Consider the following 25134-nt stretch of genomic DNA (forward strand, 5'->3'; position numbering starts at 1 on the left):
GCCGATGAAAGACGGATTTATCAAGGTCGCCGCGGCAACGCCCGCGCTGCGCGTGGCCGATACGGCCCATAACGCGGCCGAGATCATAAAGCTTGCCAAGGAAGCCGCCGGGAGAGGCGCGTCGCTCGTCGTGTTCCCCGAGCTTTCGCTGACCGGCTACACCTGCGGCGATTTGTTTTTGCAGGAAACGCTGCTGCATGGCGCGCTCCACGCGCTCGAGACCGTGCTGCGCGAGACCGCGCAGCTCGACCTGCTGCTCATCGTCGGCCTGCCGTTTTCGTGGGAGGGCAAGCTCTATAATGTGGCGGCGGTTTTGGAGCGGGGCGACGTGCTCGGCCTTGTGCCCAAGCAGCACCTGCCGAACTATGCGGAATTTTACGAGCAGCGGCATTTTACGTCCGGAAAAGGGATCGATACCGATATCTGCCTTCGGCTGCCGGGCGGGCACGTGGTCGAGGGCGTGCCGTTTGGCGGCGTGCAGGTGTGGCGGCACGCGGACATGCCCGAGTTTGCCGTGGGCGTTGAGATCTGCGAGGATCTCTGGGTGCCCGAGCCGCCCTCGGCCGCGCTTGCGCGCGCGGGGGCGACGGTCATCGTCAACCTTTCGGCTTCCGATGAGGTGGTCGGCAAGGCGGCTTACCGCCGCGAGCTGGTGAAAAGCCAGTCCGCCCGTCTGATGTGCGCCTATGTGTATGCCGACGCGGGGTGCGGCGAATCGGTGCAGGACATGGTGTTCGCCGGGCACGACCTGATTGCGGAAAACGGCGCGCTGCTGGCCGAAAGCGACCGGTTTTCGGGCGGCGTGATCTACGCTGACCTCGATCTCGGCCGCCTGCTGCACGACCGCCGCCGCATGAACACGTACGCTTCGTCCCCCTGCCGGCAGATGGAGTTTTACCTGCCCGAACGGGACTGCGACCTTGCAGACCGCACGTTCCCGCGCACGCCGTTCGTGCCCGGAGACCGGGACAGGCTGCAGGAACGCTGCGAGGAGATCCTCGCCATCCAGTCGACCGGGCTGGCCTCGCGCCTCCGGCACACGAACGCGAAGACCGCGGTCATCGGTCTGTCGGGCGGGCTGGATTCGACGCTCGCGCTCATTGTCATGGTGCACGCGTTCGACCGGCTGGGGCTCGACCGGAAAGGAATCCTCGCGGTGACCATGCCGTGCTTCGGCACGACGGCGCGCACCAAGGGAAACGCCGAAAAGCTGGCCGAGGCCTATGGCGCGACGCTCAAGACGGTCGACATCAAGGCGGCGGTCGACCAGCATTTCGCAGATATCGGCCAATCCAAGGACGATTTGACCGTGACCTTTGAAAACGGGCAGGCGCGTATGCGCACCATGGTGCTCATGGATCTTGCCAACATGCACGGCGGGCTGGTGGTCGGCACGGGCGACCTGTCCGAGCTTGCGCTCGGCTGGGCGACCTACAACGGCGACCATATGTCGATGTACGGGGTCAACGCCTCCATCCCCAAGACGCTGGTGCGCGATCTGGTCGCGTTTGAGGCCGGGCGGTCGGAGGCCGCGCTTTCAGCGGTTCTGCGCGACGTGCTCGACACGCCGGTATCCCCCGAGCTTCTGCCGCCGCGGGACGGCGAGATCAGCCAGAAGACCGAGGATCTTGTCGGCCCCTATGAGCTGCACGACTTTTTCCTTTATTATATGGTGCGCTTCGGCTATCCGCCGCGCAAGATTTTCCGCGCGGCGCAAAAGACATTTGCCGGCGTGTACGACGGACAGACCATCAAAAAATGGCTGGGCGTGTTTATCCGCCGCTTTTTCTCCCAGCAGTTCAAGCGCTCCTGCCTGCCGGACGGCCCCAAGGTCGGCTCGGTGTCTCTGTCGCCGCGCGGCGATTGGCGCATGCCGTCGGACGCTGCCGCCGCCCTGTGGCTCTCGCAGCTGGAAACGCTCTAAGGTGGCGCCATGAAAACGTTTGTCCGCAGCGCGGCGGCCGTGCTTTCGGCGGCGCTGCTCTGTCTCAACCTGTATATTGAGCTGTCGCCGCAGTATACGGTCGGCCCGGTGTGGAAGCTGGCGTTTGCCGCCGTTTTCGCGCTCGTGCTCGCTGCCGCGTTCTTTTTCGGCGTGCCGCGTTCTTCGCGGCAAAAACGGCGGCACGACTATGTGCTCATCCTGTTCTGGTACTACGTGTGGGTGCTTTTGAACGTCTTATTTTTCGACAACGCGATGGGGCGCGGCTTTTCGCCTGACTGGACGTTCAGTGCGGTCAACCTAACGCCTTTCCGCACCATCCACGATTACCTTTCGGCTTACCACTACGGCAACATCTCGTTTGAGCTGACCGTTTTGAACCTCGCGGGCAACCTTGCGGCGTTCGCGCCCATGGGTTTTTTCCTGCCCGCGCTGTTCCGCTGGCAGCGGAGTATCTTTTTTTTCACCGCTTCGCTCACGCTTGCGGTCACGGCGGTCGAGGTGACGCAGGTGTACACCGGCGCCGGCTCGTGCGACGTGGACGACCTGATCTTGAACCTCGCGGGCGCGCTCATCGTCTATCTGCTCTGCCGTATCCCGCCCCTGTGGCGCAGGGTGTGCGCCGTGACCCCCAAAAAAGGAGACTGACACCATGTTTGAAACGGTTTTGATCGTCGGCCTTGGGCTGATGGGCGGCTCGATGGCGCAGGCCGTCAAGCGGCATACGGACTGCCGCGTGCTCGGCTGGAACCGCACGCGGGAGACTGCTGAGCGCGCCCGCGCGGATGGGACGATCGACGCGGTCGCGTCCGACGCGCTGTATGGCGAGGCCGACCTTGTGATCATCGGCTTGTATCCGCAGGCCAGCGTGGATTGGCTGCTCGCAAATCTGCAAAAGCTCAAAAAGGGCTGCGTGGTGGTCGATATGGTCGGCGTCAAGCAGTTTATGGTAGAGCATTTGGAGCAGCCCGCGCTCGACGCGGGCGTGCATTTTGTCGGCGGGCATCCGATGGCCGGGCGCGAGTTTTCCGGCCTCGACTACGCGCTGCCCACGCTGTACGACGGCGCAAGCATGATCCTCGTGCCCAACCGGTCGAGCGACGAGAACAGCCTTCGGGCGCTGGAAGCGTTTTTCATGCGGCTGGGCTTCGGGCAGACCGTCCGCTGCACGCCGGACCAGCACGACCGCATGATCGCGTTCACCTCGCAGCTCGCGCATGTGGTTTCGTCCGCGTACATCAAAAGCCCCGAGGCCGACCAGCACGACGGGTATTCCGCCGGCTCATACCGCGATCTGACGCGCGTGGCCAAGCTCAACGAGACGATGTGGAGCGAACTGTTCCTATGCAACGCCGAGCCGCTCGCGCGCGAGATCGATGAGATCATCCTGCATCTGGATGAATACCGCCGCGCCATCCGCGCGCACGACCGCGAAACGCTCACCGCGCTCCTGCGGGACGGCCGCGAGCGCAAGGAACGGCTGGGATAAGGGAAAAAGCCGCCCCCGGGGCGGCTTTTTTATGCTTGCATGCGGCGCGGCAGAGGTGTAAACTGGATTCGGCGGTACCGATACCGCGGAATGGGGGAAACAATATGCGCAGCTTTCAGCAAAAGCGGTTCCTGCGCTGCGCGAACCGCACGATGCTGCTGGGCGGCCTGCTCGCGTCGAGCGGGGGCGTGATCATGTCGCTCCTGCAGGATCAATATGCGCTCGGCTATGAATGGGGCGGCGTGCTGCTCGCGGCGCTCAGCGTGGGCAACCTGCTGTCCGGCTTTTCGACCGGTATGCTGACCGTGCAGCGCGGTATGCGGAACACCGCGCTGCTTCTCACGCCCTGCGCCGCCTTGGGCTATCTGCTCATGGCATTCACCGGAAACCCGTGGCTGCTGGTGCTGGCGTTTGGTCTGGTCGGCGTGGCCAAGGGCTGCGTTTTGAATACGGACAGCGTGCTCGTCGCCCTGTCGGCGGAGGAGCGCACGCGCGATATGAACCTGGCGCACGCCCGGTTTGCGCTGGGATCGCTTTTGTGCCCGCTGCTGATCGCCGCCCTCGCGCTTCCGCATTGGCGCGGGCCAATGCTCGGCTTGACGGCCTGCGGCGCGCTGCTGACCGTCAGCTACTTTGCGGCGCGTCTGCCGCGCAGGGCCAGCCGCGCGGCTGGCGGCGGCCAGTGGGATTTTTTCCGCTCGCGCCGCTTCTGGCTGTTGACTGCGGTGCTGTTCTGCCAAAACTGCGTCGAGATCAGCGTGACCGGGTGGATGGTCACTTATTTTAAGGACACCGGCATCCTGACCGGCACGGCCGGACAGTTCACGGTGACCGTGATCTGGGGCGCGATGCTGGCCGCGCGGCTGTTTATCGCACTGGCGCTGCACATCAAAAACAGCTTCCGCGCGCTTGCTGCGATGTCCGCGGGGTGCTTGGGCACCTATCTGCTGCTCATGCAGGCCAAGGGGCCGACCTCCGCGCTGCTGGCGCTCACGCTGTTCGGCTTCGCAATCGCGGGCGTTAACCCGACCACGGTCGCCAGCGCGGGACGGTCGCTGTCGAGCGCGGGCGTGGGAGTCATGCTGCCAGTGGCGGGCGTGGGAGCGATTTTGATGCCGTATGTGACCGGACTGGTCGCGTCCGGCTTCGGCATCTGGGCGGGCATGATGAGCGTGACCGCCGCGCTCGCGGGCATGCTGGTTTGCAGCCTGCTGCTCGCGCTGGATAAAAAAGAGCAAGGGGGAGAACCGGTATGCGGATCCTGATGCGGGAATACCAAAAAGCGGACTGCGCGCAGGCCGCCGCGATCTGGAACCAGGTGGTGGAGGAGGGCGTGGCCTTTCCGCAAATGGACTGTCTGGACGCGGATACGGGACATACGTTTTTTACGGAGCAGTCATTCACCGGCCTCGCGTGCGACGCGGACACGGGCGAGATCATCGGCCTATACATCCTCCACCCGAACAACGTGGGGCGCTGCGGGCACCTGTGCAACGCGAGCTACGCGGTGAAGCAGGGGGCGCGGGGGCGGCACGTCGGTGAAACGCTGGTGCGGCACTGCATGGAGCAGGCAAAAAGGCTGGGGTTTGGCATTTTGCAGTTCAACGCGGTGGTGCGTACCAACACGGCGGCGCTGCGGCTGTATCAAAAGCTGGGCTTTACACAGCTTGGCGTCATCCCGGGCGGCTTTTTGCTGAAAAACGGGACGTATGAGGACATCATCCCGCATTATATTGCGTTATAATTGGTAAAATAAAAACGCCTTTCCGACAGGGAAAGGCGTTTTTTGTTTAATCCGCCGCCTGCTGGCGGCCGAACGCGGTGTGCGAAATCGCCTTTTGCAGCGCGGGCAGCAATGCCAGCGAAACGACGACCGCAATAACAATATTGGGCGGCGAGGTCAGCAGCTTGGGGATATTCGCGGTGAACGCCGGGACAAACGCGCTGCCGGCGAGCATCAGCACGAGCACATTCTTCAGCATGTAAAACACGCTGGAAAAAACGGCGGCGGCCAAGCAGGCGATCAGGTTGCGGCTGAATTTTTTGGCGCGCGCCCCTGCCCAGTGGGCGATCAGGCCGCACAGATAAGCCATCAGGAAAAAGCGGACGAACGTGATCCACGCCTCGGGCACGTATTCGGGCGTCATCAGGTCGAAAATCATCGAGCCGAGGCCGGCCGCCAGCCCGCCGCGCACCGGGCCGAGCAGCAGCCCGCACAGCAGGACGAACGCGTTCGCGAGCTTGATCATGACCGTGCCGGTCGGCGTGGGGATGCGGATGGATAAAAACATGGTGACGACCAGCACGACCGCGGCCATCAACCCGGTCATGACGATGTCGTACAGCGTAAATTTCTGGTGCTTCATACGGAAACGCCCCCTCAGGAATTTTGTATCTGGGCTTATGATAGCGCGCAATTGGCATTTTTAAAATAGCCAATTTATGATTTTTTTACAATGCCAGATGGATAGACGGCAAAAGTCTGCGCATGCTATGCCAAAAGAAAAGGGGAGAAATGCGCATGAAGCTGGACAAACAGCAATATCAGGAAATGCTCCAAAAGAAAAGCCCAAACTCACCGCTTTGGCTCGACTGCCTCAAGGCGTTCGTCATCGGCGGGCTGATCTGCTGCGCCGGACAGGGCGTGCTCGATTTTTACAAATCCCGCGGGCTGTCCACCGAGGACTGCGCGGCGGCGACCTCGATTACCATGGTGTTTATCGGCGCGCTGCTGACCTGCCTACACCTTTATGAAAAGATCGCCAAGCACGGGGGCGCGGGTACGATTGTGCCGATCACGGGCTTTGCAAACGCGATCGTGTCGCCCGCGATGGAGTTTAAGAGCGAGGGGCTTGTGCTCGGCTTGGGCGCCAAGCTGTTCGCGATCGCGGGCCCGGTGCTGGTTTACGGCATTTCGGCCAGTGTGATTTACGGGCTCATCCTGTTTTTGATGGGAGGGAAGCCGCTATGAGCAAACGCATGGGAAAACGCACGATCGTGCTCGAAAAAAAGCCCGCGCTCACAGGCTTTGCGTCCGTGGTCGGACAAAAAGAGGGCGAGGGGCCGCTCGCAGGACGCTTTGACTTCGTCGCCGATGACGACCGTCTGGGCGAAAGCTCATGGGAGCTTGCCGAGAGCCATTTGCAGCGCTCGGCCATCGAGCGCGCGGTGGAAAAAAGCGGGCTGCACCTGCCCGATCTGGATATGATCCTTGCGGGAGATTTGCTCAACCAATGCATCGGCTCGTCGATCGCGTCGGTCGAGTCGAACGTGCCCTATGTGGGGCTTTACGGCGCATGCTCGACCATGGCGGAGGGTCTTGCGCTCGGCTCGTGCCTGGTGGACGGCGGCGCGGCGCGGCGGGTGGCCGCGGCGGCCTCGTCGCACTTCTGCTCAGCCGAGCGGCAGTACCGCTTTCCGCTGGCCTACGGCGGCCAGCGCACGCCGACCGCCCAGTGGACCGCGACGGCCGCGGGCGCGGCTATACTGGGCGGCAAGGGCAATATCTGCGTGACGCACGCGATCTTCGGCCAGCAGGTCGATATGGGCGTGACCGACGCGAACAACATGGGGGCGGCGATGGCGCCGTCCGCCTACGACACGATTTCAACGCTGCTTTCCGATCTCGGCGCGGAGCCGCGCGACTTTGACTGCATCGTCACCGGAGACCTCGGCTATGTTGGCTCCGACCTGCTGCTGACGCTGCTGCGCGAGGACAACATCGACCTGTCGCCCGTGTATTCGGACTGCGGCAACCTGCTGTTCGGCCCCGATCAGGACGCGCACGCGGGCGGTTCGGGCTGCGGCTGCTCGGCGTGCGTGCTGTGCGGGCCGCTGCTGCGCGACATGCAGGACGGCAAGATCCACCGCCTGATCTTCGCTGGCACGGGCGCGCTGATGAGCCCGGTTTCCGTGCAGCAGGGACAGGCAATCGCAGGCGTGTGCCACGCGGTCGTGCTGGAAAGGAGCGGGAACTGATGGACTTCATGCAATATTTGAATGCCTTCTGGGTCGGCGGGCTGATCTGCGCGATCTGCCAGGTCGTCATCGATAAGACCAAGCTGACCCCGGCGCGCATTCTGGTCACGCTCGTGGTGCTGGGCGTTGTTTTGCAGGGCTTCGGCGTGTACCAGTCCGTGGTCGATTACGCGGGCGCGGGCGCGACCATTCCCCTCTTAGGCTTTGGCTACTCGCTCGCCAAGGGCGTTGCCAAGGCGGTCGCGGAAAGCGGGCTGCTCGGCGTGTTCACAGGCGGTGTGACCGGTGCGGCGGGCGGTATTGCGGCGGCGATCGTGTTCGGCTGTCTGTTCGCGCTGCTCTCGAAACCCAAGAGCAAGAGCTGATCTGCGGCGCTTGCCGCGCGTGCCGAGCGCCAGCAGTGCGAGTGCGAGCAGCAGGCGTGCCGCGATCTGTGCAAGGGTGACCGCGCCAAGGTCGGACGCGCCTGCTGTCAGCAGAATCAGCAGCGCGCCTGCCGCCTGCAAGCCTATATAAACTGTTCTTCGCATAGAAAAAACCTCCGCTTCCTTTTTTGATAGTCTCAGTTTACCGGATTGCTTGTCCGATAAACTGTACTTTCAAAAGGAAGCGGAGATTTTTTTGCTTAATAGCCTTTTTCGACCGCCGCGGTCAGTACCTGCGAGGCGATCGTGCCCGCGACTGACGAACCGCCGCCGCCCTGCTCGACGAGCACGATAAAGGCATAGGGGGTCGCGTCGCCGCGCAGAAAGCCGGTGAACCACGCGTTCGGGGTCTTGTCCGGGCCGATCTCAGCCGTGCCGGACTTCGCACAGATGTCCATGCCGGGGAAACGATCCTGTCCGTAGGTCTCGATGACGTTGTTGTGCATCATATCGGCGATGGTGTCCGCCGTGTCGGACTCAATGAGTTTGCCGGACTTCTTTGGGAAATAAATGCCGGTCGGCAGGCCGTAATCGGTCGAGGATTTCTCGATCAGGCGCGGCATCGCGGCTTTGCCGCCGTTGCCGATCGCGCCCATATACAGCATCATATTGATCGGGCACATCGCGTCCTGTCCCTGGCCGACGCCCGCCCAGGCGAGCTGGTTTTCACTGCCCTCAAAATTGAAGCTGCCCTTGGAGGTGTTCACGCCGTCCACCTTGATGGCGGTGGTCAGCCCGGCGGCGTCCGTGTATTTCTGCATGGTTTTGCCGCCCAGCTCGACCGCGAGCTGGCCGAACACGCCGTTGCACGATTTTGCGAGCGCGTCCTCAATGTCCATCTCGCCGTGCGCATAGGGACAGGTGACCGCGTCGCCGCCGATTTCGGTCGAGCCGGTGCACGTCCAGCGGCGCGAGAACAGGTCGGGCAGGTTCTCGATGGCGGCGTTCAGTGTCACGACCTTGAAGATCGAGCCGGGGATCGAGTTGGCCGACAGCAGGCGGTTGACATACACGCCCTCCCACTGGGGATCATCCGGGTCGATGTCCGGGGGATTCGCGGGGTCGAACGTCGGCGTGGACACCATGCACAGGATCTCGCCCGTTTTATAATTGTACACGCCGACCGTGCCGCGGTTGCCGCCGAGCGCCTGATAAGCGATGTTGTTGAGATACGCGTCGATGGTCAGGTACACATAGTTGCCGCTGCCGAGCGGCGAATAAGCCCCTGTGATGAGGTTGTACCCCGAGAGCTTGTCCGCGAACGCGGTCTGCGCGCCCGCGCCGATGTTGCCCGCCTGGTCGCCCACCGCGTGCAGCGTGGCTTTACGCACGTCGGCGTCCGGGTAGTAGGCGCGACCCGAACCGTCCTCGGCGGGTTTGGAAAGCACGTCGCCGTCCCGGTCGAGGATGACGCCGCCCTTTAAGCGTCCCTGGTTGTCATATAGGTGGCGGTTGTAGGGATAGGACGCCCAATCGCCGCCGTCCACCACAAAGCGGAAGCAGAACAGCAAAAGGCCGAGGCCGAGTAGCGCCGCCAGAATGAGGCAGAAAACGCCGCGTTTTTCGATCTTGCGCATCAGCGTCCCTCCCCTCTCAGCTCGCGGCGGCTGGGGAGCTTGACCGCGAACGAAGCGTTTTGGCGCGTGTCGGTCGCCTTGAGGAAAGCGAGCATGCCCCAGGCCGACAGCATAGACGAGCCGCCGTTTGAAACGAACGGCAGCGTCACGCCGGTGAACGGCAGGATATCGACCGCGCCGAATACGTTGAGGCAGGTCTGGAACACCAAAAGCGAGGTCGCCGCGCACGCCGCGATGGTGTAAAAGCTCGAGCGCCCAGCGCGGCAGGCGCGCACGGCGAACACGGCCAGCGCGATGATGCACAGGATGGTGAGCACCGCGATTAAAAGCCCCCATTCTTCGCACAGCATGCCGAACACGATATCGGTATCGGCGGCGGGCAGGCCGGCGAGCCAGCCCTTGCCCGCGCCCACGCCGGTCATGCCGCCCGAGGCGGCAGCGGTCAGCGTGTGCGTCTGCTGGAAGCCCTTGTCATACACATCCTCCCAGATATGTCCCCAAGCCGAAAACCGGCTGGCGACGTGCGGCTTGAGCTTTAACAGCATCAGCCCGCCGATGCCGCAGCCCGAGCAGATGAGCGCGAGCGTGGCAAAGTCGCCCGAGCGCAGGTAGGCGATGACGAGGAACGTGACAAAAAACACGAGTGCGGTGCCGAAGTCGTTCATCAGCGCGAGGCAGCCGCCGCACACGGCGGTCAGCGCGATAAACAGCCAGAGGTTGCGCTTGTTGAACAGGCGGTCGAGCGTGGCCGCGCCCGCGAAAATATAGCAGATCTTGGCGAGCTCGGAGGTCTGGAAAGACATTGGCCCGAGAATGATCCAGGCCTTTGCGCCGCCGACCTCCTTGCCGATGAGCAGCGTGACGGCGAGCAGGCCGATGGCCGCGGCCGCCATGACCCAGCGCACCTTCATGGCGCGCGTCAGGTCGCGCAGGAAAAAGCCGAGCACCAGAAACAGCACCATACCGAGCAGGATGGCCACAAGCTGCTTGGGCAGCTCCTCCGGCACCTTGGAGCCCGTGACCGCGAGCGAGAGTGTGCATAAAAAGAACGCGATGGTCTCCATTTCAAAGCCGATGCGCCGGAACGACCGCAGAATGAGGAAATAGCCCCAGCAGACGGCGGTGAACGCCAAAAAGGTGAGCGGAATGACGACGCTCGCCTTGTCCCCCGCCGCGACGAGCAGCTGCAGCGCGGTAAGCACCTGGAACAGCGTCAGCAGCACGAGCTGGCCCCACATGGCGGCAGGGCGTCCCTCAAGCCTGCGCTCGTACATCTGCTCGCGCTTCTCCTCGGCGGAGATCGGCGTCATAACGGCCGGGATGCCGCCGAATTTAAGCGTATCTCCGTCGTTTACGACAGCGTATTCGTCCACGTCCAGGCCGTTGACTTGGACGCCGCCCTTGGAATCCAGGTCGTAGACCGTCCACGAGCCGTCGTCCTGCCGGATGAGCGCGGCATGCTGGCGCGACACCGAGGGATATTCCAGCTGGAGATCGCACGCGGGGGCGCGGCCGATGATGTTTTCCCAGTGGGTGACGGGCAGGCGCACGCCGTTTTGCAGCGACAGATAGCCCCAGACCTCGTCCGGGTGCTTGACCTGCCACAGCGACCGGATGGCGCCAACTAATATCATCAAAGCGAGGACGGGGAAGACAAAGCGGACGACCGTCGTATACCACGCGCCCACTAGGGGGTTGTCCGCAAGCAGCGCGGCCAAATTGTCAAGCAGGCTTTGCAGCCCGCCTACGATGGCTTCCATAAGGTCCCTCCTTTCGGGGATTGGCATTTATACATTATACCACAAGTTGTCAACCGGGAAAACGGCGCACGGCCTGACAAAAACTTGACAAATAACCATCCCGATGCTATATTGATAAAGCAACTGCATATGCGACAAACGAAGTTCGTAGGAAAAGCGGAAAGCCGCTGCCGAAGGAGCAAAACTCTCAGGCGTCCCCTTGGGGATGAGGACTATGGATGGATGTGGCTCTGGAGAAATCCCGCAAAGGGGTGCCGAAGGTGCAAGGCGCGAAAACGCGCTAATCTCTCAGGCAAAAGGACAGAGTGTGGAAACGGTGGAGCTCCGGGAAACGGGGGACCGCCGCTTTTTCAGGGCCGAATTCCGGGGGGATTTGGTCTTTTTGTTTGCCGTAAAAACAGAAAAAGGGGAATGGAAAAAGTGGCAATTATCGAGGGATTCCAGGCGGTCGGGCAGGCCGCGATGACCGGGGGCGCGGGCGATGTGGTGGAAGCGATCGTCGCGCTGATGAATACGATTTTGTGGGATTACGCCCTGCTCTTCCTGCTGATCGCAACCGGCATTTATTTCACCATCCGGCTGGGCTTTATCCAGGTGCGCAAGTTCGGCGAGGGGATGCGCCGCCTGTTCGGCAACTTTACGCTGAAAGGCGATAAGGCCGGCAAAGAGGGCATGTCGTCTTTCCAGGCGCTGACCACGGCAATCGCGGCGCAGGTCGGCACGGGCAACATCGCGGGCGCGGCAACGGCGATCGCGGCGGGCGGCCCGGGCGCGATCTTCTGGATGTGGGTCTCGGCGTTTTTCGGCATGAGTACGATCTATTCCGAGGCCGTGCTCGCGCAGAAATTCAAGACCACCGGCGAGGACGGCCAGGTGACCGGCGGCCCGATCTATTACATAAAGGCAGCGTTTAAGGGCAAATTCGGCAAGTTCCTCGCGGGCTTCTTCTCGGTCGCCATCATTCTGGCGCTCGGCTTTATGGGCAACATGGTGCAGTCGAACTCGATTGGCTCGGCGTTTGAAAATGCGTTCGGCGTCAAGCCCATCTATGTGGGCGTCGTCTGCGCGGTCGTCGCGGCGTTTATCTTCCTCGGCGGCGTCAAGCGCATTGCGGCGTTCACCGAAAAGGTCGTGCCCATTATGGCCGCGCTCTATATCGTCGGCTGTGCCGCCATCTTGTGCATTAACCACGCAACAGTCGGCTATGCTTTCCAGCAGATCTTCACCATGGCCTTCAACCCGCAGGCGATGGCGGGCGGCGTGATCGGCCTTTCCGTGCAGAAAGCCATGCGCTACGGCGTGGCGCGCGGCCTGTTTTCCAACGAGGCCGGCATGGGCTCGACCCCGCACGCGCATGCGCTTGCCAAGGTCGAAAAGCCGCAGGACCAGGGCGTGGTCGCTATGATGGGCGTGTTTATCGACACCTTTATTATCCTGACGCTGACCGCGCTCGTCATCATCTCGTCCGGCCTGTGGTCGAGCGGGCTGGACGGCGCGCCGCTTGCACAGGCGGCGTTCAACGCGGCGTTCGGTTCGTTCGGCAACGTGTTCATCGCCATCTGCATGCTGTTCTTCGCGTTTTCGACCATCATCGGCTGGTATTTCTTCGGAGAGACCAACGTGAAAGCGCTGTTCGGCCAGAAAGCGGTCAAAATCTATGCGGCCATCGTGGTCGTGTTCATCGTGGTCGGTTCGGGGCTTCGCGTCGATCTGGTCTGGAACATGTCCGACATGTTCAACGGCCTGATGGTGCTGCCCAACCTGATCGGCCTGCTGGCACTTTCCGGGCTTGTGGTCAAGATCACAAAGGGCAAGGACAAAGAGCTTTAAATAGGAAAAACGCGCGCCAAACGGCGCGCGTTTTTTTAATACCCTTTTGCCTTGAGGCCTTTCACAAGGCCTATGTAATACTCGCGGATATCGAACCCGGGGATATCCTCGCGCAGCAGGTCGATGATATCGCCGTGCGACACGCCGCGCCTGCCGGGAACGGTGACCTCGCCCAAAAACTCGCCCCATGGGGCGCTCGAGCGCGCCACAAGGCCGTCGTTCGCTTGCTTATCGTATTTGTTGACCAGCCGCCAGGTGAAATTCAGCGGGAAGCCCGCGCTTTTAGGGCTTTTCATCGTACTCATCAGGCTTTGGTAATAGACGTCGGGGGCGTCGGGCACGGAAGCGTTAAATTCCTTGCAGAATGTGTCGGTCAGGTTTTCCACACCGCCGCGGAAATCGGGTTTTTCGTCGCCCAGCTTGTGAAACAGGCCGTTATATTTGCGCTCCATCTGCCGCAGCACACCTTCCGGCAGCGTGTCGAGCAAATGATGGGCGAACACGCAGCCGCGGTGCGGCGTGTTGACCGTGGTGAGCGAGGCCACGCAGTCCGCGAGGCCGAGCTTCGAGATGGCGTAGCGGCTGTCCAGCCCGCCCTTGGAATGTGCGATGAGGTTGACCTTCTGGCAGCCCGTCTTTTCGACGATCTCGCGCACATGCGCGGCAAGCTCGGCGGCGCTCACCGCCACCGGCGCGGCCGACTGCTGCCGGCCGTAGAAGATCGTCGCGCCGCAGCGGGACAGCGCGCGCGGGATGCGCCCCCAATAGTTGACGAGCTGCCAGTCCCGGAAAAAGATGCCGTGCACCAGCACGAGCGGGTAGCGGGTCTTGCAGTCCTCATTTTCGGCGTGCGCCTCCTCCAGCTCCTGCCGAGACAGGGCAAAGAAGTATTCGGCGCGCGCCCCCTTTAGCACGCGGTAAAACAGGTATAGGTTGAAAACCGGCACCCACCAGCATAAAAGCAGCAGCACCCGCCAGACGACGCGCAGCCGCGCCGAGGTGATAAGCACGCGGAAAAAGCCGTTTACGAGCAGCAGCCCGATCATGGGCACGAACACCAGCGCGTTTACGAGCAGCGGCACCCAGGCGGGCGCGCTCCATTCGGTGCGCGTGAGCGCGTCCGAGCCGTGCAGCGCGAAATAAAGGATGGTTTCCGCCACGACACAGCAAAACGAACACAGCAGGATCTCATAGCCGCCGATCAGCGCGCGCAGCCGGCCTTTCGGCGCGTCCCCACGCGGGCGGATGTGGAACCACAGGTAAAACGCAAGCAGCGCGATCGTCAGCGCGGGATAGCCCAAACCCAGGTCGGGCCCCAAGAGCGCGAGCAGCGGCAGATTGCCGAGCAGCAGCAGCGCGGATACGCGCAGGCACCGTTTGAAAAGCTCCATCTGGTTTCCCCCTTTTGTTATAAAAAAAGCCGGTTTGACAGGCAAACCGGCTTTTTATACGCGTTACATCAGGTCGAGCAGTTTATAGCAGCGCGTTTTGGTGTAGCTTTGCTTAAAGCTTGCGCTCGCGAGCTTGGCGGCCACTTCGTCCTCGCTGTCCTTGGCGGCGTTTGCCGCGCCCTCGTCGCGCTCCTTCACCCATTCATTGTAGGCGGATTCCTCGCGCGCATAGTCCTCGGCGCTCAAAACGCCCTCCAGATAGCTGTACATATCGGCAAGCAGCGTGTCCCACGCCTCAAAGGAGGTGGCTGTCGCGTCGAGCTCCTCTTCGATGGTGGCGGCGGAGGCGATCTTCTTGTCGCTCTCCTCGAGCGTATCCATCTGGCTGACGAACGACTGCTTTTGCTGCTGCTGCTCCTGCTGGTTCTGCTCCTGCCGCTCGGCGGCTTCGCGCGCCTGCGTCAGCTCGTCGCGCAGCTTCTGCACCTGCTTTTTCTGCTCCGAAGTGAGCGAACCGTCGGCCTCGAGGGTGTCGAGGGTCGCGGCGGCGGCGTCATACTTTTTGTCCGCGATATAGCCGTTCGCGCGTTCGATCTCGGCGGCAAACTCGCTGTCCGCCTGCATGGTCTGTGCGGTTTCGATCAGATCGTCGACCGCGTCGGCCAGCGGGGAAGCCGGGTCGGTCAGGCGGCTTTTGAGGCTGTCCAGCCGGGCGAGCGCCTGCGCATACTGCTGGCTGTCGACCTCCTGCTTCGCCTTTTGATAATCCTCGAGCAGGCCGATCTGGAACTGGATGTCGGTCGGGTCCTTGGCCTCGGCGAGCGCGGCGCGATAGGCCTCGAGCGCGTCTTCAAACTTGCCGCGCTGCATGTATTTCTCGGCGGCGGTCAGGTTTTCGTCAGGCCGGCGGGACAGCGCGAACCACACGCCGCCGCCGATGAGCGCGATCACCAGCACGACGACCAGCGCGATCACGCCGGCTTTTTTGCCCTTGCCCGGCTTTTTGAAAGGCTCGTCGTCCAGCTCAGGCTCGCTGAAATAGGTCGTGCGCGGCGCGCTCGGCTGCGCGCGGCGCACGGGCGGGGTCTGGATGGGCGGCATTTCGGGCGGGGCGGGCGGCACATCGGCCGTGTCGCCTAGGGGGTCGCTGCCGTAGGATGACGCGCGGTAGGCGGACTGCTGTTCGTCATTTCGCGCAGCGTCGAACGCGGAAAGGTCGATAGGCGTATCGCCCGCGGCCGGTTCGTCCTCGGGGAGCGGGGTAAAGACGGCGGTCTCGTCGTTCGCGCCGGTGTTTTCGATTGGCGCGCCGCAGAACGGGCAGAACCTGCCGGCGATCGGCAGCTCCTTGCCGCAGTTTTTGCAAAGCATGGGGGATTCCTCCTTTGAAACAAGCGTTCAAAATCTTATCTATTATAGCATGTGGGGTCAAACTTGTAAACCTCCGCGCAAACCCGTGGAAAAAGGCGGGAAATCCGGGTTTCGCGGGGGTCAAATGGCTTGACAAGCCCGGCCTGTCCCTCGTACAATAGAAGATACTATGAGCATAGGGGGAACACCGGATTTGAACAAACGGATGATAAGCGGCCTGCTGGCCGCGCTGATGGTGCTGACGGGCGCGTCCGCCGCCGGAGAGGGCGGGGAAGCCGCGCCGCAGGAGCCGGCGGAAAAGACGCTCACGCTTGAAGCGCAGCTTTACGAGGAATACGACAGCGGGGAGCTTTTGGACGATATGGCCGCCGCGAAAGCCACCCTGGAAAAGCGGCTGGAGCGCTTGGGCTATGGGCAGACGTCCGCCGTGGCGGTAGATGAGATCAGCCTGACGGTCACGCTTCCGGATGAAGCTGACGAGGCCGCAGCGGCCGAAGTCCTGACAGCGGTCGGTCAGGTCTCTATTCAGGACGCGGACGGCAAGGAATGGCTGGACGGCGCGGACATCGATCAGGCTAAGCCGTCTTTTGGAAAGCCGGTCGGCGCCGAGTTGACGGACGAATTTTACTTAATTATCGCGTTTACCCCGGAGGGCGCGAAAAAGTTCACGCAGGCGACCGAGGCGGTCGCCGGACGCACCGACGGCCAGAACGTCCTGCACCTGATGGTGGACGGCGAAGTGATTGCGTCGCCCAAGGTCAGCGCGAAAGTCGAATCCGCGTCCTGCGTGGTAAGGGGCGATTTTACCGAAGCATCCGCCCGCAAGCAGGCGGCGCTGCTGGGCAGCGGCACGCTGCCGTTCCCGCTGACGGCGGTGGACGCGGAAACGCCGGACGGCGGCGATAAGCCGGAGGACTCCGGTTTCCCGGATGCTGCCGGACACTGGGCGGAGGACGCGCTGAACCGCGCGGTCGAGCTTGGTCTGCTCAAGGGCTCAAACGGCCTGTTAAAGCCGGACGATATGGTCAAGCGCGCCGAAGCGCTGACCATTTTAAACCGCGCGCTGGGCGCGAGTTTAGAAGACGACATTTCAGGGCTTTCGGGCGTGCCGGAAAAGGCATGGTACCGCGCGGAGCTGGCGAAAGCCTTACATATCGGCCTGATCGACGCTGACGACAGCCGCAACTTTGATACGGGCGCGACCCGCGCGGAGGCATTCGTGCTGCTCGCGCGTGCGTTTGGCTTCGCCGGCGTGCCGGGCGATTCGGACGCGCTCGCCCCGTTCGATGATACCGGCGCTATGACTGCGCAGCAGCAGGCCGCGGCGGCGGCGCTGGTCTCGGCGGGCATCGTCAAGGGCGACAAGCCCGATAAGCTCGCGCCGGACGCGGCGCTCACCCGCGCGCAGTTTGTCACGATGATCACGCGCATCGCGCCGAATTTTATTGACACAGAGGGCTATCTGGAAGCGATTCAGGGCGGCTCTCTCCTGCTTACGCCCGAAAACAAGATCGAGGATATGACGGTCTCTGGCGATTTGGTCTTCCCGGTAGCTGCCGAGACCATTGCGCTTAAAGACCTGACGGTGCCGGGGCGCGTCGTGCTCAAGGGCGCGGAGCAGGCAACGCTTGCCGTTTCCGGCAAGAGCGCGCTCGGACTTTTGGCGCTTGACCCGGCGGGTACCGCCAAGGCCACGCTGTCGGCAGAGTCCACGCTCGGCACGCTGCTCGTTTCGGGCAGGGGCGGCGCGGTCTCCTATAAGGGCGCGGCAGAGAATATCGAAATCACCGCGTCGGGACGCGAGATCGAGCTGTCCGGCGTTGAGGCGGCGCGGCTCGTCGTCACGGGCGCGGGCAACACCATCACCGTGAAAGGCGCGGCCGCCGAGGTCGTGCTGTCCGGCGAAAACAATGTGTTCACTATGACGGGTGATGCGGATTCGCTGCTGATCACGGGCGCGGGCTGTACAGCCAAAATGGGCGGCGCGGTCGGCGCGGCAGACGTGCGCGGCCATAAGACCGCGCTGACGCTGAACGGCAAGACCGGAACAGTCGTCATGGCCGGGCGGAACAGCACGGTCGACGGCAAGGGCAAGGCGGAATCGGTCGATGTGCGCGCGGTGGGCTGTGAGATCACGCTCTCGGCAGACTCCAAGACCGAATCGCTCGACCCCGGCTTGGACGGCGTGGGCATCAAATTCGGCGTGCCGACCAAGGTCGTGCCGGGCGGCTCGCTTTTGACGCAGGTGACGTTTTCGGGCGTTTCCGAGGAAAAAATCGTAAAAGCGCAGTGGTATCAGGATGGCAAGGCGCTCCCGAACTACGGAAACGATCATTTCCGGCTCACTGCCTCGGCGGTGTCCAAGCACACCTCGTATTTCACCTTCACCAAGGACATGCAGAAAAGCGTCAAGATGGGCTTCAAGCTGACCTATGAAAACCCCTCGACCGGTGAAGTGGAGGAGGTTTTTGAGGAGGTCACCGTGCCGATCGAAAACTATTCGGAAGAATGGTATTACCAGCGCGATGTAAACCGCGTGCTGAACCTCGTCTCCTCCGAATACCGCGGCAACTATACCACGGCTTACGCGGTCAACAACGACTACAAGGAATATGAAAAAGAGGTCTGGATCAACGCTAAGGGCTATTCGAGCAAGACGCAGTACCTGCTTTGGATCAACCGCGCCTACCAGCACGTTAATGTGTTCTCAGGCTCCAAGGGCAATTGGGACCTGATCAAGTCATTCGTCGTCGGCACGGGCGCGTCGAGCACGCCGACGCCGACCGGCGTGACCACGGTCAGCTATAAATCGGCGGGCGGCTGGACGACCAGCACCTATACGGTCCGCCCGGTCGTCGGCTTCTACCCGGGAACGGGTTATGCGTTCCATTCCCGCCTGTGCTACCCCGGCACCGAGAAAGAATACGATTTCAGCTCTGGCTATCCGGTGTCGCACGGCTGCGTGCGTATGCAGCGAAACGACATCAACTGGATCTATAACAATATTCCGGTGGGCACCGCGGTAGTCATTTTCTAAAAGCGATTGACAAAGCCGTCCGCAGAAAGGTGCGGACGGCTTTGCTTTTGTGAAGTGAAAAAGCGTTTGCATTTTTAGAATTTTAATCTTGCGGTTTTCATCCTCACAAGTGGACAAACCGAAATAAACACGCTTTTGTCACTTCTTCCAAGCGGTGATATTTGACAATCTTGCAGGATTGCGGTAAAATATATTCATTCTGAAAGAGAGATAGGAAAGGAGAAAGCCCGATGAACCAAGAGCCGAATTTCGTAAAGGAAGAATTGCTCAGCGAGCTCAGCGAGAGCTTCCGCCTGAACACCCGCATCCCGCCCGAGCTTTTCTCCCGCTATGGCATCAAGCGCGGCCTGCGCAACGCGGACGGAACGGGCGTGCTGGTCGGCGCGAGCCGGCTGGGCAACGTGCACGGCTACATACTCAACGAGGGCGAGCGCGAGCCGATTGAGGGCCGCCTGACCTACCGCGGCTATAATGTATACGATCTGATCGGCGGTCTGGAACGCGAAAACCGCTTCGGATTTGAAGAGGTTGGCTACCTGCTGATGTGCGGCTCGCTGCCTACCGCCTCGCAGCTCGCAAATTTCCAGCATACGATCGGCCTTGAGCGCGCGCTGCCGGAAAACTTCACCGAGGATATGATCATGCGCGCGCCCAGCCGCGATATTATGAACAAGCTCGCGGCGGCCACGCTCGCGCTGTATTCCTATGACGCCAACCCGGACGAAACCACGGTTGAAAACGTCATGCGGCAGGGCATAAGCCTGACCGCCAAGTTTCCGGTCATTATTTCGCACGCGTATCAGGCCAAGCGCCGCTATTTCGACGGCGACTCCATGTTCCTGCACGTGCCCGACCCCGACCGTTCGACTGCGGAAAACATCCTGCATCTGATCCGCCCGGACGGAGTCTTTACCGATGAGGAAGCCAAACTGCTCGACCGTTGCCTGATCCTGCACGCCGAGCACGGCGGCGGCAACAATTCGACGTTCACCGTGCGCGTCACCTCGTCGTCGGGCACGGACACCTATTCCGCGATCTCGGCGGCGGTATCCTCGCTCAAGGGGCCGCGGCACGGCGGCGCGAACCTGCGCGTCGTCCGGCAGTTTGACGAGATCAAGGAAAACATAAAGAACTGGAAGGACGAGGACGAGGTCGCGGCGTATCTGCGAAAGATTCTGGACGGCGAGGCCGGGGACGGCTCGGGCCTGATTTACGGCATGGGCCACGCGATCTATACCAAGAGCGACCCGCGCGCGGTCGCGCTCAAGGACGCGGCGCGCCCGCTGGCGGAGAAAAAGGGCATGACCGACGAGATGGACCTCCTCGAGCTGGTAGAACGCCTGACGCCGCAGATCTTCGCGGAGAAAAAAGGCGATATCAAGCCGATGTGCGCCAACGTGGATATGTATTCGGGCTTTGTGTATAAAATGCTCGGCCTGCCCAAGTCGCTGTATACGCCGCTGTTCGCGACCGCGCGTATCGTCGGCTGGATGGCGCACCGCCTCGAAGAGGTGACGACGGGCGGCAAGATCATCCGACCGGCATATAAGCCGCTGGCAAAATCGATCGAGTATCAATACCTCGCGGAACGCGGATAAGAAAAACCCCTGCGGCTTTTGCCGCAGGGGTTTTGGGTTTTATGGCTTGACAGGCGTTGGCGCATGTGATATATTTATCTCATAAGAGACAAATATATCACATATTGAAAGGATGATAACCATGGCGATTCCAAAGCTGACATTAACGCAGGCCAAACTGACCAGTGTGATTTGCTGGGCGGTCGTAGTGCTTTTTGGGGTGGTCGCGGAATTTTTCCCGGTAAAGGGGCTGCCCCTGCCTCTGAAAATTGCGGTTACAGTGCTGCTGCTGGCGACAGCGGCGACTATTATCTTCACCACGCTGGACTGGCATGTCGAAAAGCCGGACGAACGGGCGGTATCCAACAATTACAAATCCAATTCCATGCTTTACGATATCATTTTCCTGCTGTTCGGGCTGTATGTTGTATTTGGCGAAAAGCTTGGGATGGAAACGGTCGTATTGACACGGGGGCGAATCGTTCTGCTGTTCGCCGTGCTGAATCTTGTGCACGACGGCCTGTTTTTGCTCTACGAGCGATTTGGGAAGTGACGCCATGCTGCAAACGAAAATCCGGGAACTTCGCGCGGCGCGCGGCATGGATCAGACCGAGCTCGCAGAGCGCGTCGGCGTGCGGCGGGAAACGATCGGCCGGCTGGAAAAGGGGCAGTATAACCCGTCGCTCAAGCTGGCCATGGACATTGCCGGCGTGTTCGGCCTACCGGTCGAGGAGGTTTTCCGGTTTACTGAGGAATAAAACCCCGCCCGGCCAAATGGCCGGGCGGGGTTTTTCACCAAAGCTTACGCGGTTGCCGCCGCCGGGTTTTCGACCGGCTGGTAGCAGATGTTGATGACCGCCTGCACGACCATCGCGGTGACGCGGCAGACATGCATGATGTCGTCGTCGATACAATGGCGGCGTTCGGGCGCGCGGTACTGCTCGTGCATCGATTCGATGCGGGAAAGCAGCGCGTCGAGCGTGAGCGGCGGGATGACCGGGCTGACCCAGCGCTCAAAGCGGGCCTCGGTCAGCCTGCGGCGGATGACGAGCGCGATGCGCTTTTCATATACATAATGCGCCAGCAGGTTTTTATCATAAATATCGTCGTTGTGCGGATAAGTAAAAAAGTCGGTCATGAAGTGGCAGATCTCACCGAGGTCGACCGAAAGGTCGTGGCCGTTTTCCGGGCCGATCGCATATTTTTCGGTGAACACGCGGATCTTTTCGAGCACCTCGTCCATCATCAGCGAGGGATAATGGCGCTTGGTCAGGTAGGTGCCGGTCAGGTCGGGCTTCAGGTTGCCGTATACAAAACCGCTTGATTCAAAGGTTACGCCGCAAGTCTGCTCGATATAGCGCATGAGCAGGTTTGCAACCCGTACGTGGGATACGGAATCCATAATTCTCCTCCAGCCGGAAATCTCATCTCATTCTCAAAACTTCTCGAAACACGAAAACAGTATAGCACAAAAAAATCCGGCTGTCGCCTACTTTTTGAAAGTTTCACGAAATTGACACTTAAACCAGATAATCATAGTGATTATTGGACAAAATAAACATTTTAAATTTGTTTATCTTGCCCGGTACCGCTCGTCCTTAAACTGCACCTTGCCCGCAAGCGCTTGCCGCAGCTTCTGGCACATGGCCTCGCGGTCGCGGTTGAGCGTGCCCGCCAGATTGACATAGTTGGACGCGTGGTTGGCGCGGAACACCGAGCCTTCGGCGTCGATATGCTCGAGCAGCGTGAGCGTTTCCTGCGCGATCTCGACCGGGTTCATCAGATAGAAGCGCCCCTCCCGCCAGTCGCGCATGAGCGGGGTCTCAAGCTCGAACAACAGCGTCAGCAGGCCGATATAATCCGGCTTCATGCGCGAAAGCGCGGCGGCGGTCTTGACGGCGTGCTCCTCGGACAGCTCGGTAGAGCCCAGCCCCGCGATGCAGGTGACGGACAGCTTCATGCCCGCTTTCTTGACCATCATGCCGGCGTGGATGATCTCCTCGGCGGTCTCGCCCTTGTTAACGCGGCGAAGCACCTCGTCCGAGCCGGATTCCACGCCCAGATAGATCATTTGAAGCCCAAGCTCATGAAGCAGATCCAGTTCTTCCTGCTTTTTGACGAGAATGGACGCGGGCGAACCGTAGCTGGTCACGCGCTCGCATTCGGGGAACAGTTCTTTGATATAGCGCAGGATCTCGGCCATGTGCGCACTCTGGCACATGAGCGCGTCGCCGTCCGCGAGGAAGATGCGCTCGACACGGCGATACATGCGCCGTGCGTCGTCAAAATCGCGCTTGACCTCGGAAAGAGGGCGCACGCGGAACTTCTTTTCCTTATACATATCGCAAAATGTGCATTTGTTGTGGCTGCACCCGATGGTGACCTGCACGATCAGGCTGTAAGCCTCGGAGGGGGGCCGGAATACGCGGCCTTCATAGTCGAGCATGGGAAAACTCCTTTTTCAAAAATAGCGGGCGGAAACATGGTTGTCTCCGCCCGCCTGGTGTCGTTTTTATTCGGCTTCGGACGTTTCGTCCTCGTCCGAGGGCTGTTCTTCGGCTTCTTCCGCGGCCTCCTCAGGCACTTCCTCATCGAACGTGTCCTGATACGAAGCGTCCGCAGCGGCGCATTCCTCGGCGCACGCGCACGAACCACAATCGGACTCGGCGCGCATCATCTGCTCGAGTTCGTCCATCGCCTTGAGTTCGGCCTCGTGGTAAACCTCTTCCTCGCGCTTTTTCTGCAACAGGATGGCGGCCGTGGTGGCGCCGGCTGCGACGGCAAGGCTCATCAGCAGCATCCCTGTTTTAAATTTCGTAGATTTTTTCACAGCATCCACTTCCTCTCAGTGATTCTGGATACACTTACTTTACCATATACGTGTTTTAAAGTCAATGGCGCGAAGCGGTTATTTGCCCAGTTCATAGGCGCGCGCAATGGCCTTATCGCTCGCTTCTGCGACGATCTCGTCGAGCCCGCGCGAATCGAACACACGCACGCCCTCGATGGTCGTGCCGCCGGGCGAGCACACGGCGCCGATGAGCTCGGCCGGGGTCTTATCGCCCTGCAGCACCATTTTTGCCGAGCCGATGACCGTTTTGCAGATGAGCGGCAGCGCGTCCTCCCGCGAAATGCCGTGCTGCGCCGCGCTTTTGGCAAACGCTTCGATAAACTGGTAAACAAAAGCGGGCAGCGAGCCGTTGTAGGGGATGATCTCGTTGAGCATGTCTTCCTTTTCAAAAACAGCCGCCGCGCCCATCGAGGAAAACAGGCGGACAGCCGCGTCGAGCTGCCCAGCGCTTGCCGCCGCGTTTTTGACGAGCGCGGACGCGCCCTCGCCGAGCAGCAGCGGCGTATTGGGCATGACGCGGATAATGGGGGTGTCCGCGCCGAGCGCCTGCTCTATTTTGGAAAAGGTCACTCCCGCCGCGATCGAAATGAGCAGCGGCTTGTCCGAAAGCGCGCACGCGGCAAGCCGCGGCAGCACCTCGCCGAAATTCTGCGGCTTTACGCCGAGCACGACGGTGTCGCACCCGGTATAGACTTTCGTATAGTCCTCGGTGACGGCATAGCCCATTTTCTGGTTTTCCGCGCGCTTATCCGCACTGCGGTTGAAAAGCAGCGCGCTTTTTGCGGGAAACATGCCGGCACGCACCGCGCCGTCCACAATGGCGCGCCCCATGTTGCCCGCGCCGAGCACGCCGAACTGATAAGCTTTCATAAAAAATGCTCCTTCTCTGCCGGTATTTATTCGTTTATTATAGCACAAGACTAAAATATGCGCAAATCTGCTTGTAGAAAGCGCGCTAACATGGTAAAATAGCAACATTATGACGGTGGAGGCGGATTCTCGACATGGCAAAGCTGCTGCCCCATATCGGCCTGCGCACGGTCAAAACCGCGGCGGCGGTCGCGCTTGCCCTGTGGCTGGCCGACCTGCGCGGCAGCCCCGCGCCGATCTTCGCCGCCATCGGCGCAATCGTCGCCATGAACCGCACGCTGGGCGACGCCAAGCAGTCCTGCCTGACCCAGCTTGCCGGCATTGCGCTGGGCGCGGGGTTCGGCTGGCTGTTCGTCACGCTTTTTGAGGAGTTCCGCTATATCGGCATCGGGCTGGGCATTATCGCGCTTATATTGATGTGCGTTAAGCTGCGGCTGCAATTCGCGGTGCCGCTTGCGTGCATCGTGTTCGTGTCCATCTGCCTGTCGCCCGCGGACGGCGCGTTCCTATACAGCGTCAACCGGCTGGCGGATACCACGATCGGTCTCGGCGTCGCGCTCGCGCTCAACATTGCCGTGCGGCCGTATAACAACCGCGGGCAGATCGCGAAGCTCCTCACGCACTTTTTGCAGTCCGTGCCCGGCTATCTGACCGAGCGGGTCGCGCAGCGGCGCTACCCCGACCTGTCCGGGCTGGACGCACAGCTTTCCCGTTTGGCGGACGAGCTGGAGATCTACGAAAAGCAGAATTTCCCCCGCAGCCGGGACCACGGCCAGCAGGCCGTCTACCTGCGCGGCTGCGAGCAGCTTGCACAGGCGCTTTTGCAGGAACTGCACGCGCTCTGCGCGATGGATGAAATGGGCCGCCCAAGCCCGGAGAACGCGAAGCGCCTTGCGGACATCGGCGTAAACGTCCCGGAGGGCTTGCCCGCCGTGCCCGCCCGAGAGGCCGACGTGGTGATGGGTTATCACCTGGGCAATCTGTTGGACGCTTATGGGTATTTAAGCGATTTCAGCCTGATGGAATAGGGTAAAAA

General features: G+C 61.3%; 23 protein-coding genes and 1 riboswitch. Of the genes, 14 read left to right on the plus strand and 9 right to left on the minus strand.

The genetic code is table 11. The features are described from left to right. Positions 1-4: 4 nt before the first annotated feature. The 5 genes from SO058_RS03250 (at position 5) to SO058_RS03270 (ending at position 5175) form a co-directional block, all read left to right on the plus strand. The gene (locus tag SO058_RS03250; protein WP_320841563.1) at positions 5-1924 is read left to right on the plus strand and encodes an NAD(+) synthase; all 1920 of its coding nucleotides are present in this window, start codon (positions 5-7) and stop codon (positions 1922-1924) included. Positions 1925-1933: 9 nt separating this feature from the next. Then, positions 1934-2590: a VanZ family protein gene (locus SO058_RS03255; RefSeq protein ID WP_320841564.1), complete on the plus strand. Its 657-nt coding sequence runs from the start codon at positions 1934-1936 to the stop codon at positions 2588-2590. Between the two features lie 4 nt (positions 2591-2594). Further along, positions 2595-3431 carry a prephenate dehydrogenase gene (locus SO058_RS03260; RefSeq protein WP_320841565.1) on the plus strand — a complete coding sequence of 279 codons (837 nt, stop codon included), beginning with the start codon at positions 2595-2597 and terminating at the stop codon, positions 3429-3431. A gap of 104 nt (positions 3432-3535) precedes the next feature. Continuing rightward, a complete protein-coding gene (locus tag SO058_RS03265) occupies positions 3536-4696 on the plus strand; it encodes an MFS transporter (RefSeq protein ID WP_320841566.1) in 1161 nt (386 codons plus the stop codon). After that, positions 4684-5175, plus strand: a complete 492-nt coding sequence (locus SO058_RS03270; RefSeq protein ID WP_320841567.1) for a GNAT family N-acetyltransferase — start codon at positions 4684-4686, stop codon at positions 5173-5175. Before SO058_RS03265 ends, SO058_RS03270 begins: the two co-directional genes overlap by 13 nt. 46 nt (positions 5176-5221) lie before the next feature. Here SO058_RS03270 and SO058_RS03275 read toward each other — a convergent pair whose 3' ends face one another. Continuing rightward, positions 5222-5797, minus strand: coding sequence for an ECF transporter S component (locus SO058_RS03275; protein WP_320841568.1), 576 nt, complete (start codon positions 5795-5797; stop codon positions 5222-5224). 155 nt (positions 5798-5952) lie between these two features. Here SO058_RS03275 and spoVAC point away from each other — a divergent pair, with 155 nt between their 5' ends. The 3 genes from spoVAC to spoVAE are packed head-to-tail and all read left to right on the plus strand — an operon-like array spanning position 5953 to position 7774. Beyond that, positions 5953-6402: a stage V sporulation protein AC gene (gene spoVAC / locus SO058_RS03280; RefSeq protein WP_320841569.1), complete on the plus strand. Its 450-nt coding sequence runs from the start codon at positions 5953-5955 to the stop codon at positions 6400-6402. Then, a complete protein-coding gene (locus SO058_RS03285; RefSeq protein WP_320841570.1) occupies positions 6399-7409 on the plus strand; it encodes a stage V sporulation protein AD in 1011 nt (336 codons plus the stop codon). The genes spoVAC and SO058_RS03285 overlap by 4 nt, the downstream gene beginning before the upstream one ends. A gap of 8 nt (positions 7410-7417) precedes the next feature. Beyond that, a complete protein-coding gene (gene spoVAE, locus SO058_RS03290) occupies positions 7418-7774 on the plus strand; it encodes a stage V sporulation protein AE (RefSeq protein WP_320841590.1) in 357 nt (118 codons plus the stop codon). Between the two features lie 260 nt (positions 7775-8034). Here the strand turns inward: spoVAE and SO058_RS03295 are convergent, their stop codons facing one another. Continuing rightward, positions 8035-9411, minus strand: a complete 1377-nt coding sequence (locus SO058_RS03295) for a penicillin-binding transpeptidase domain-containing protein (protein WP_320841571.1) — start codon at positions 9409-9411, stop codon at positions 8035-8037. After that, positions 9411-11171 (minus strand): FtsW/RodA/SpoVE family cell cycle protein, encoded by a 1761-nt coding sequence (locus SO058_RS03300; RefSeq protein ID WP_320841572.1) that lies wholly within the window; start codon positions 11169-11171, stop codon positions 9411-9413. The genes SO058_RS03295 and SO058_RS03300 overlap by 1 nt, the downstream gene beginning before the upstream one ends. 220 nt (positions 11172-11391) lie before the next feature. After that, positions 11392-11485, plus strand: a riboswitch (glycine riboswitch). Between the two features lie 148 nt (positions 11486-11633). On the opposite strand from SO058_RS03300, the gene SO058_RS03305 reads away from it, so the two are divergent. Beyond that, positions 11634-13001, plus strand: coding sequence for an alanine/glycine:cation symporter family protein (locus SO058_RS03305; protein ID WP_320841591.1), 1368 nt, complete (start codon positions 11634-11636; stop codon positions 12999-13001). Positions 13002-13036: 35 nt separating this feature from the next. On the opposite strand, the gene SO058_RS03310 is transcribed toward SO058_RS03305, so the two are convergent. Continuing rightward, complete coding sequence (locus SO058_RS03310) at positions 13037-14392, minus strand: esterase/lipase family protein (RefSeq protein ID WP_320841573.1); 1356 nt, start codon at positions 14390-14392, stop codon at positions 13037-13039. A 63-nt stretch (positions 14393-14455) separates the two neighbouring features. Beyond that, complete coding sequence (locus SO058_RS03315; protein ID WP_320841574.1) at positions 14456-15763, minus strand: zinc ribbon domain-containing protein; 1308 nt, start codon at positions 15761-15763, stop codon at positions 14456-14458. Positions 15764-15956: 193 nt separating this feature from the next. Between SO058_RS03315 and SO058_RS03320 the strand changes: the two genes are divergently transcribed. From SO058_RS03320 to SO058_RS03335, 4 genes are all read left to right on the plus strand, one after another. After that, a complete protein-coding gene (locus SO058_RS03320) occupies positions 15957-18800 on the plus strand; it encodes a L,D-transpeptidase family protein (RefSeq protein WP_320841575.1) in 2844 nt (947 codons plus the stop codon). A gap of 230 nt (positions 18801-19030) precedes the next feature. Continuing rightward, positions 19031-20398 (plus strand): citrate/2-methylcitrate synthase, encoded by a 1368-nt coding sequence (locus tag SO058_RS03325; RefSeq protein ID WP_320841576.1) that lies wholly within the window; start codon positions 19031-19033, stop codon positions 20396-20398. Positions 20399-20519: 121 nt separating this feature from the next. Then, a complete protein-coding gene (locus SO058_RS03330) occupies positions 20520-20930 on the plus strand; it encodes a hypothetical protein (RefSeq protein ID WP_320841577.1) in 411 nt (136 codons plus the stop codon). Positions 20931-20934: 4 nt separating this feature from the next. Next, the gene (locus SO058_RS03335; RefSeq protein ID WP_320841578.1) at positions 20935-21135 is read left to right on the plus strand and encodes a helix-turn-helix transcriptional regulator; all 201 of its coding nucleotides are present in this window, start codon (positions 20935-20937) and stop codon (positions 21133-21135) included. Between the two features lie 44 nt (positions 21136-21179). Here SO058_RS03335 and SO058_RS03340 read toward each other — a convergent pair whose 3' ends face one another. The 4 genes from SO058_RS03340 to proC form a co-directional block, all read right to left on the minus strand. Further along, positions 21180-21779, minus strand: a complete 600-nt coding sequence (locus tag SO058_RS03340; RefSeq protein WP_320841579.1) for a zinc dependent phospholipase C family protein — start codon at positions 21777-21779, stop codon at positions 21180-21182. Between the two features lie 171 nt (positions 21780-21950). Beyond that, entirely contained in the window at positions 21951-22823 is an 873-nt protein-coding gene (locus tag SO058_RS03345) for a radical SAM protein (protein WP_320841580.1), read from the minus strand. Between the two features lie 66 nt (positions 22824-22889). Then, on the minus strand, positions 22890-23207 hold the full coding sequence (locus SO058_RS03350; RefSeq protein WP_320841581.1) for a hypothetical protein: 318 nt from the start codon (positions 23205-23207) through the stop codon (positions 22890-22892). A 78-nt stretch (positions 23208-23285) separates the two neighbouring features. Continuing rightward, positions 23286-24098 (minus strand): pyrroline-5-carboxylate reductase, encoded by an 813-nt coding sequence (gene proC, locus SO058_RS03355; RefSeq protein ID WP_320841582.1) that lies wholly within the window; start codon positions 24096-24098, stop codon positions 23286-23288. 134 nt (positions 24099-24232) lie between these two features. Here proC and SO058_RS03360 point away from each other — a divergent pair, with 134 nt between their 5' ends. Next, positions 24233-25126: an FUSC family protein gene (locus SO058_RS03360; RefSeq protein WP_320841583.1), complete on the plus strand. Its 894-nt coding sequence runs from the start codon at positions 24233-24235 to the stop codon at positions 25124-25126. Positions 25127-25134: the final 8 nt, after the last annotated feature.

The sequence above is a fragment of the Agathobaculum sp. genome (assembly GCF_034098985.1).
In the GTDB taxonomy this organism is placed as follows: Bacteria; Bacillota; Clostridia; order Oscillospirales; family Butyricicoccaceae; genus Agathobaculum.

Coding starts and splice junctions, on each gene's coding strand:
- SO058_RS03325 (WP_320841576.1), top strand. CDS start 19,031: ATGAACCAAGAGCCGAATTTCGTAAAGGAAGAATTGCTCAGCGAGCTC.
- SO058_RS03250 (WP_320841563.1), top strand. CDS start 5: ATGAAAGACGGATTTATCAAGGTCGCCGCGGCAACGCCCGCGCTGCGC.
- SO058_RS03295 (WP_320841571.1), bottom strand. CDS start 9,411: ATGCGCAAGATCGAAAAACGCGGCGTTTTCTGCCTCATTCTGGCGGCG.
- SO058_RS03260 (WP_320841565.1), top strand. CDS start 2,595: ATGTTTGAAACGGTTTTGATCGTCGGCCTTGGGCTGATGGGCGGCTCG.
- SO058_RS03315 (WP_320841574.1), bottom strand. CDS start 15,763: ATGCTTTGCAAAAACTGCGGCAAGGAGCTGCCGATCGCCGGCAGGTTC.
- SO058_RS03330 (WP_320841577.1), top strand. CDS start 20,520: ATGGCGATTCCAAAGCTGACATTAACGCAGGCCAAACTGACCAGTGTG.
- SO058_RS03275 (WP_320841568.1), bottom strand. CDS start 5,797: ATGAAGCACCAGAAATTTACGCTGTACGACATCGTCATGACCGGGTTG.
- SO058_RS03255 (WP_320841564.1), top strand. CDS start 1,934: ATGAAAACGTTTGTCCGCAGCGCGGCGGCCGTGCTTTCGGCGGCGCTG.
- SO058_RS03300 (WP_320841572.1), bottom strand. CDS start 11,171: ATGGAAGCCATCGTAGGCGGGCTGCAAAGCCTGCTTGACAATTTGGCC.
- SO058_RS03265 (WP_320841566.1), top strand. CDS start 3,536: ATGCGCAGCTTTCAGCAAAAGCGGTTCCTGCGCTGCGCGAACCGCACG.
- SO058_RS03345 (WP_320841580.1), bottom strand. CDS start 22,823: ATGCTCGACTATGAAGGCCGCGTATTCCGGCCCCCCTCCGAGGCTTAC.
- spoVAC (WP_320841569.1), top strand. CDS start 5,953: ATGAAGCTGGACAAACAGCAATATCAGGAAATGCTCCAAAAGAAAAGC.
- SO058_RS03270 (WP_320841567.1), top strand. CDS start 4,684: ATGCGGATCCTGATGCGGGAATACCAAAAAGCGGACTGCGCGCAGGCC.
- spoVAE (WP_320841590.1), top strand. CDS start 7,418: ATGCAATATTTGAATGCCTTCTGGGTCGGCGGGCTGATCTGCGCGATC.
- SO058_RS03360 (WP_320841583.1), top strand. CDS start 24,233: ATGGCAAAGCTGCTGCCCCATATCGGCCTGCGCACGGTCAAAACCGCG.
- proC (WP_320841582.1), bottom strand. CDS start 24,098: ATGAAAGCTTATCAGTTCGGCGTGCTCGGCGCGGGCAACATGGGGCGC.
- SO058_RS03285 (WP_320841570.1), top strand. CDS start 6,399: ATGAGCAAACGCATGGGAAAACGCACGATCGTGCTCGAAAAAAAGCCC.
- SO058_RS03335 (WP_320841578.1), top strand. CDS start 20,935: ATGCTGCAAACGAAAATCCGGGAACTTCGCGCGGCGCGCGGCATGGAT.
- SO058_RS03310 (WP_320841573.1), bottom strand. CDS start 14,392: ATGGAGCTTTTCAAACGGTGCCTGCGCGTATCCGCGCTGCTGCTGCTC.
- SO058_RS03340 (WP_320841579.1), bottom strand. CDS start 21,779: ATGGATTCCGTATCCCACGTACGGGTTGCAAACCTGCTCATGCGCTAT.
- SO058_RS03305 (WP_320841591.1), top strand. CDS start 11,634: ATGACCGGGGGCGCGGGCGATGTGGTGGAAGCGATCGTCGCGCTGATG.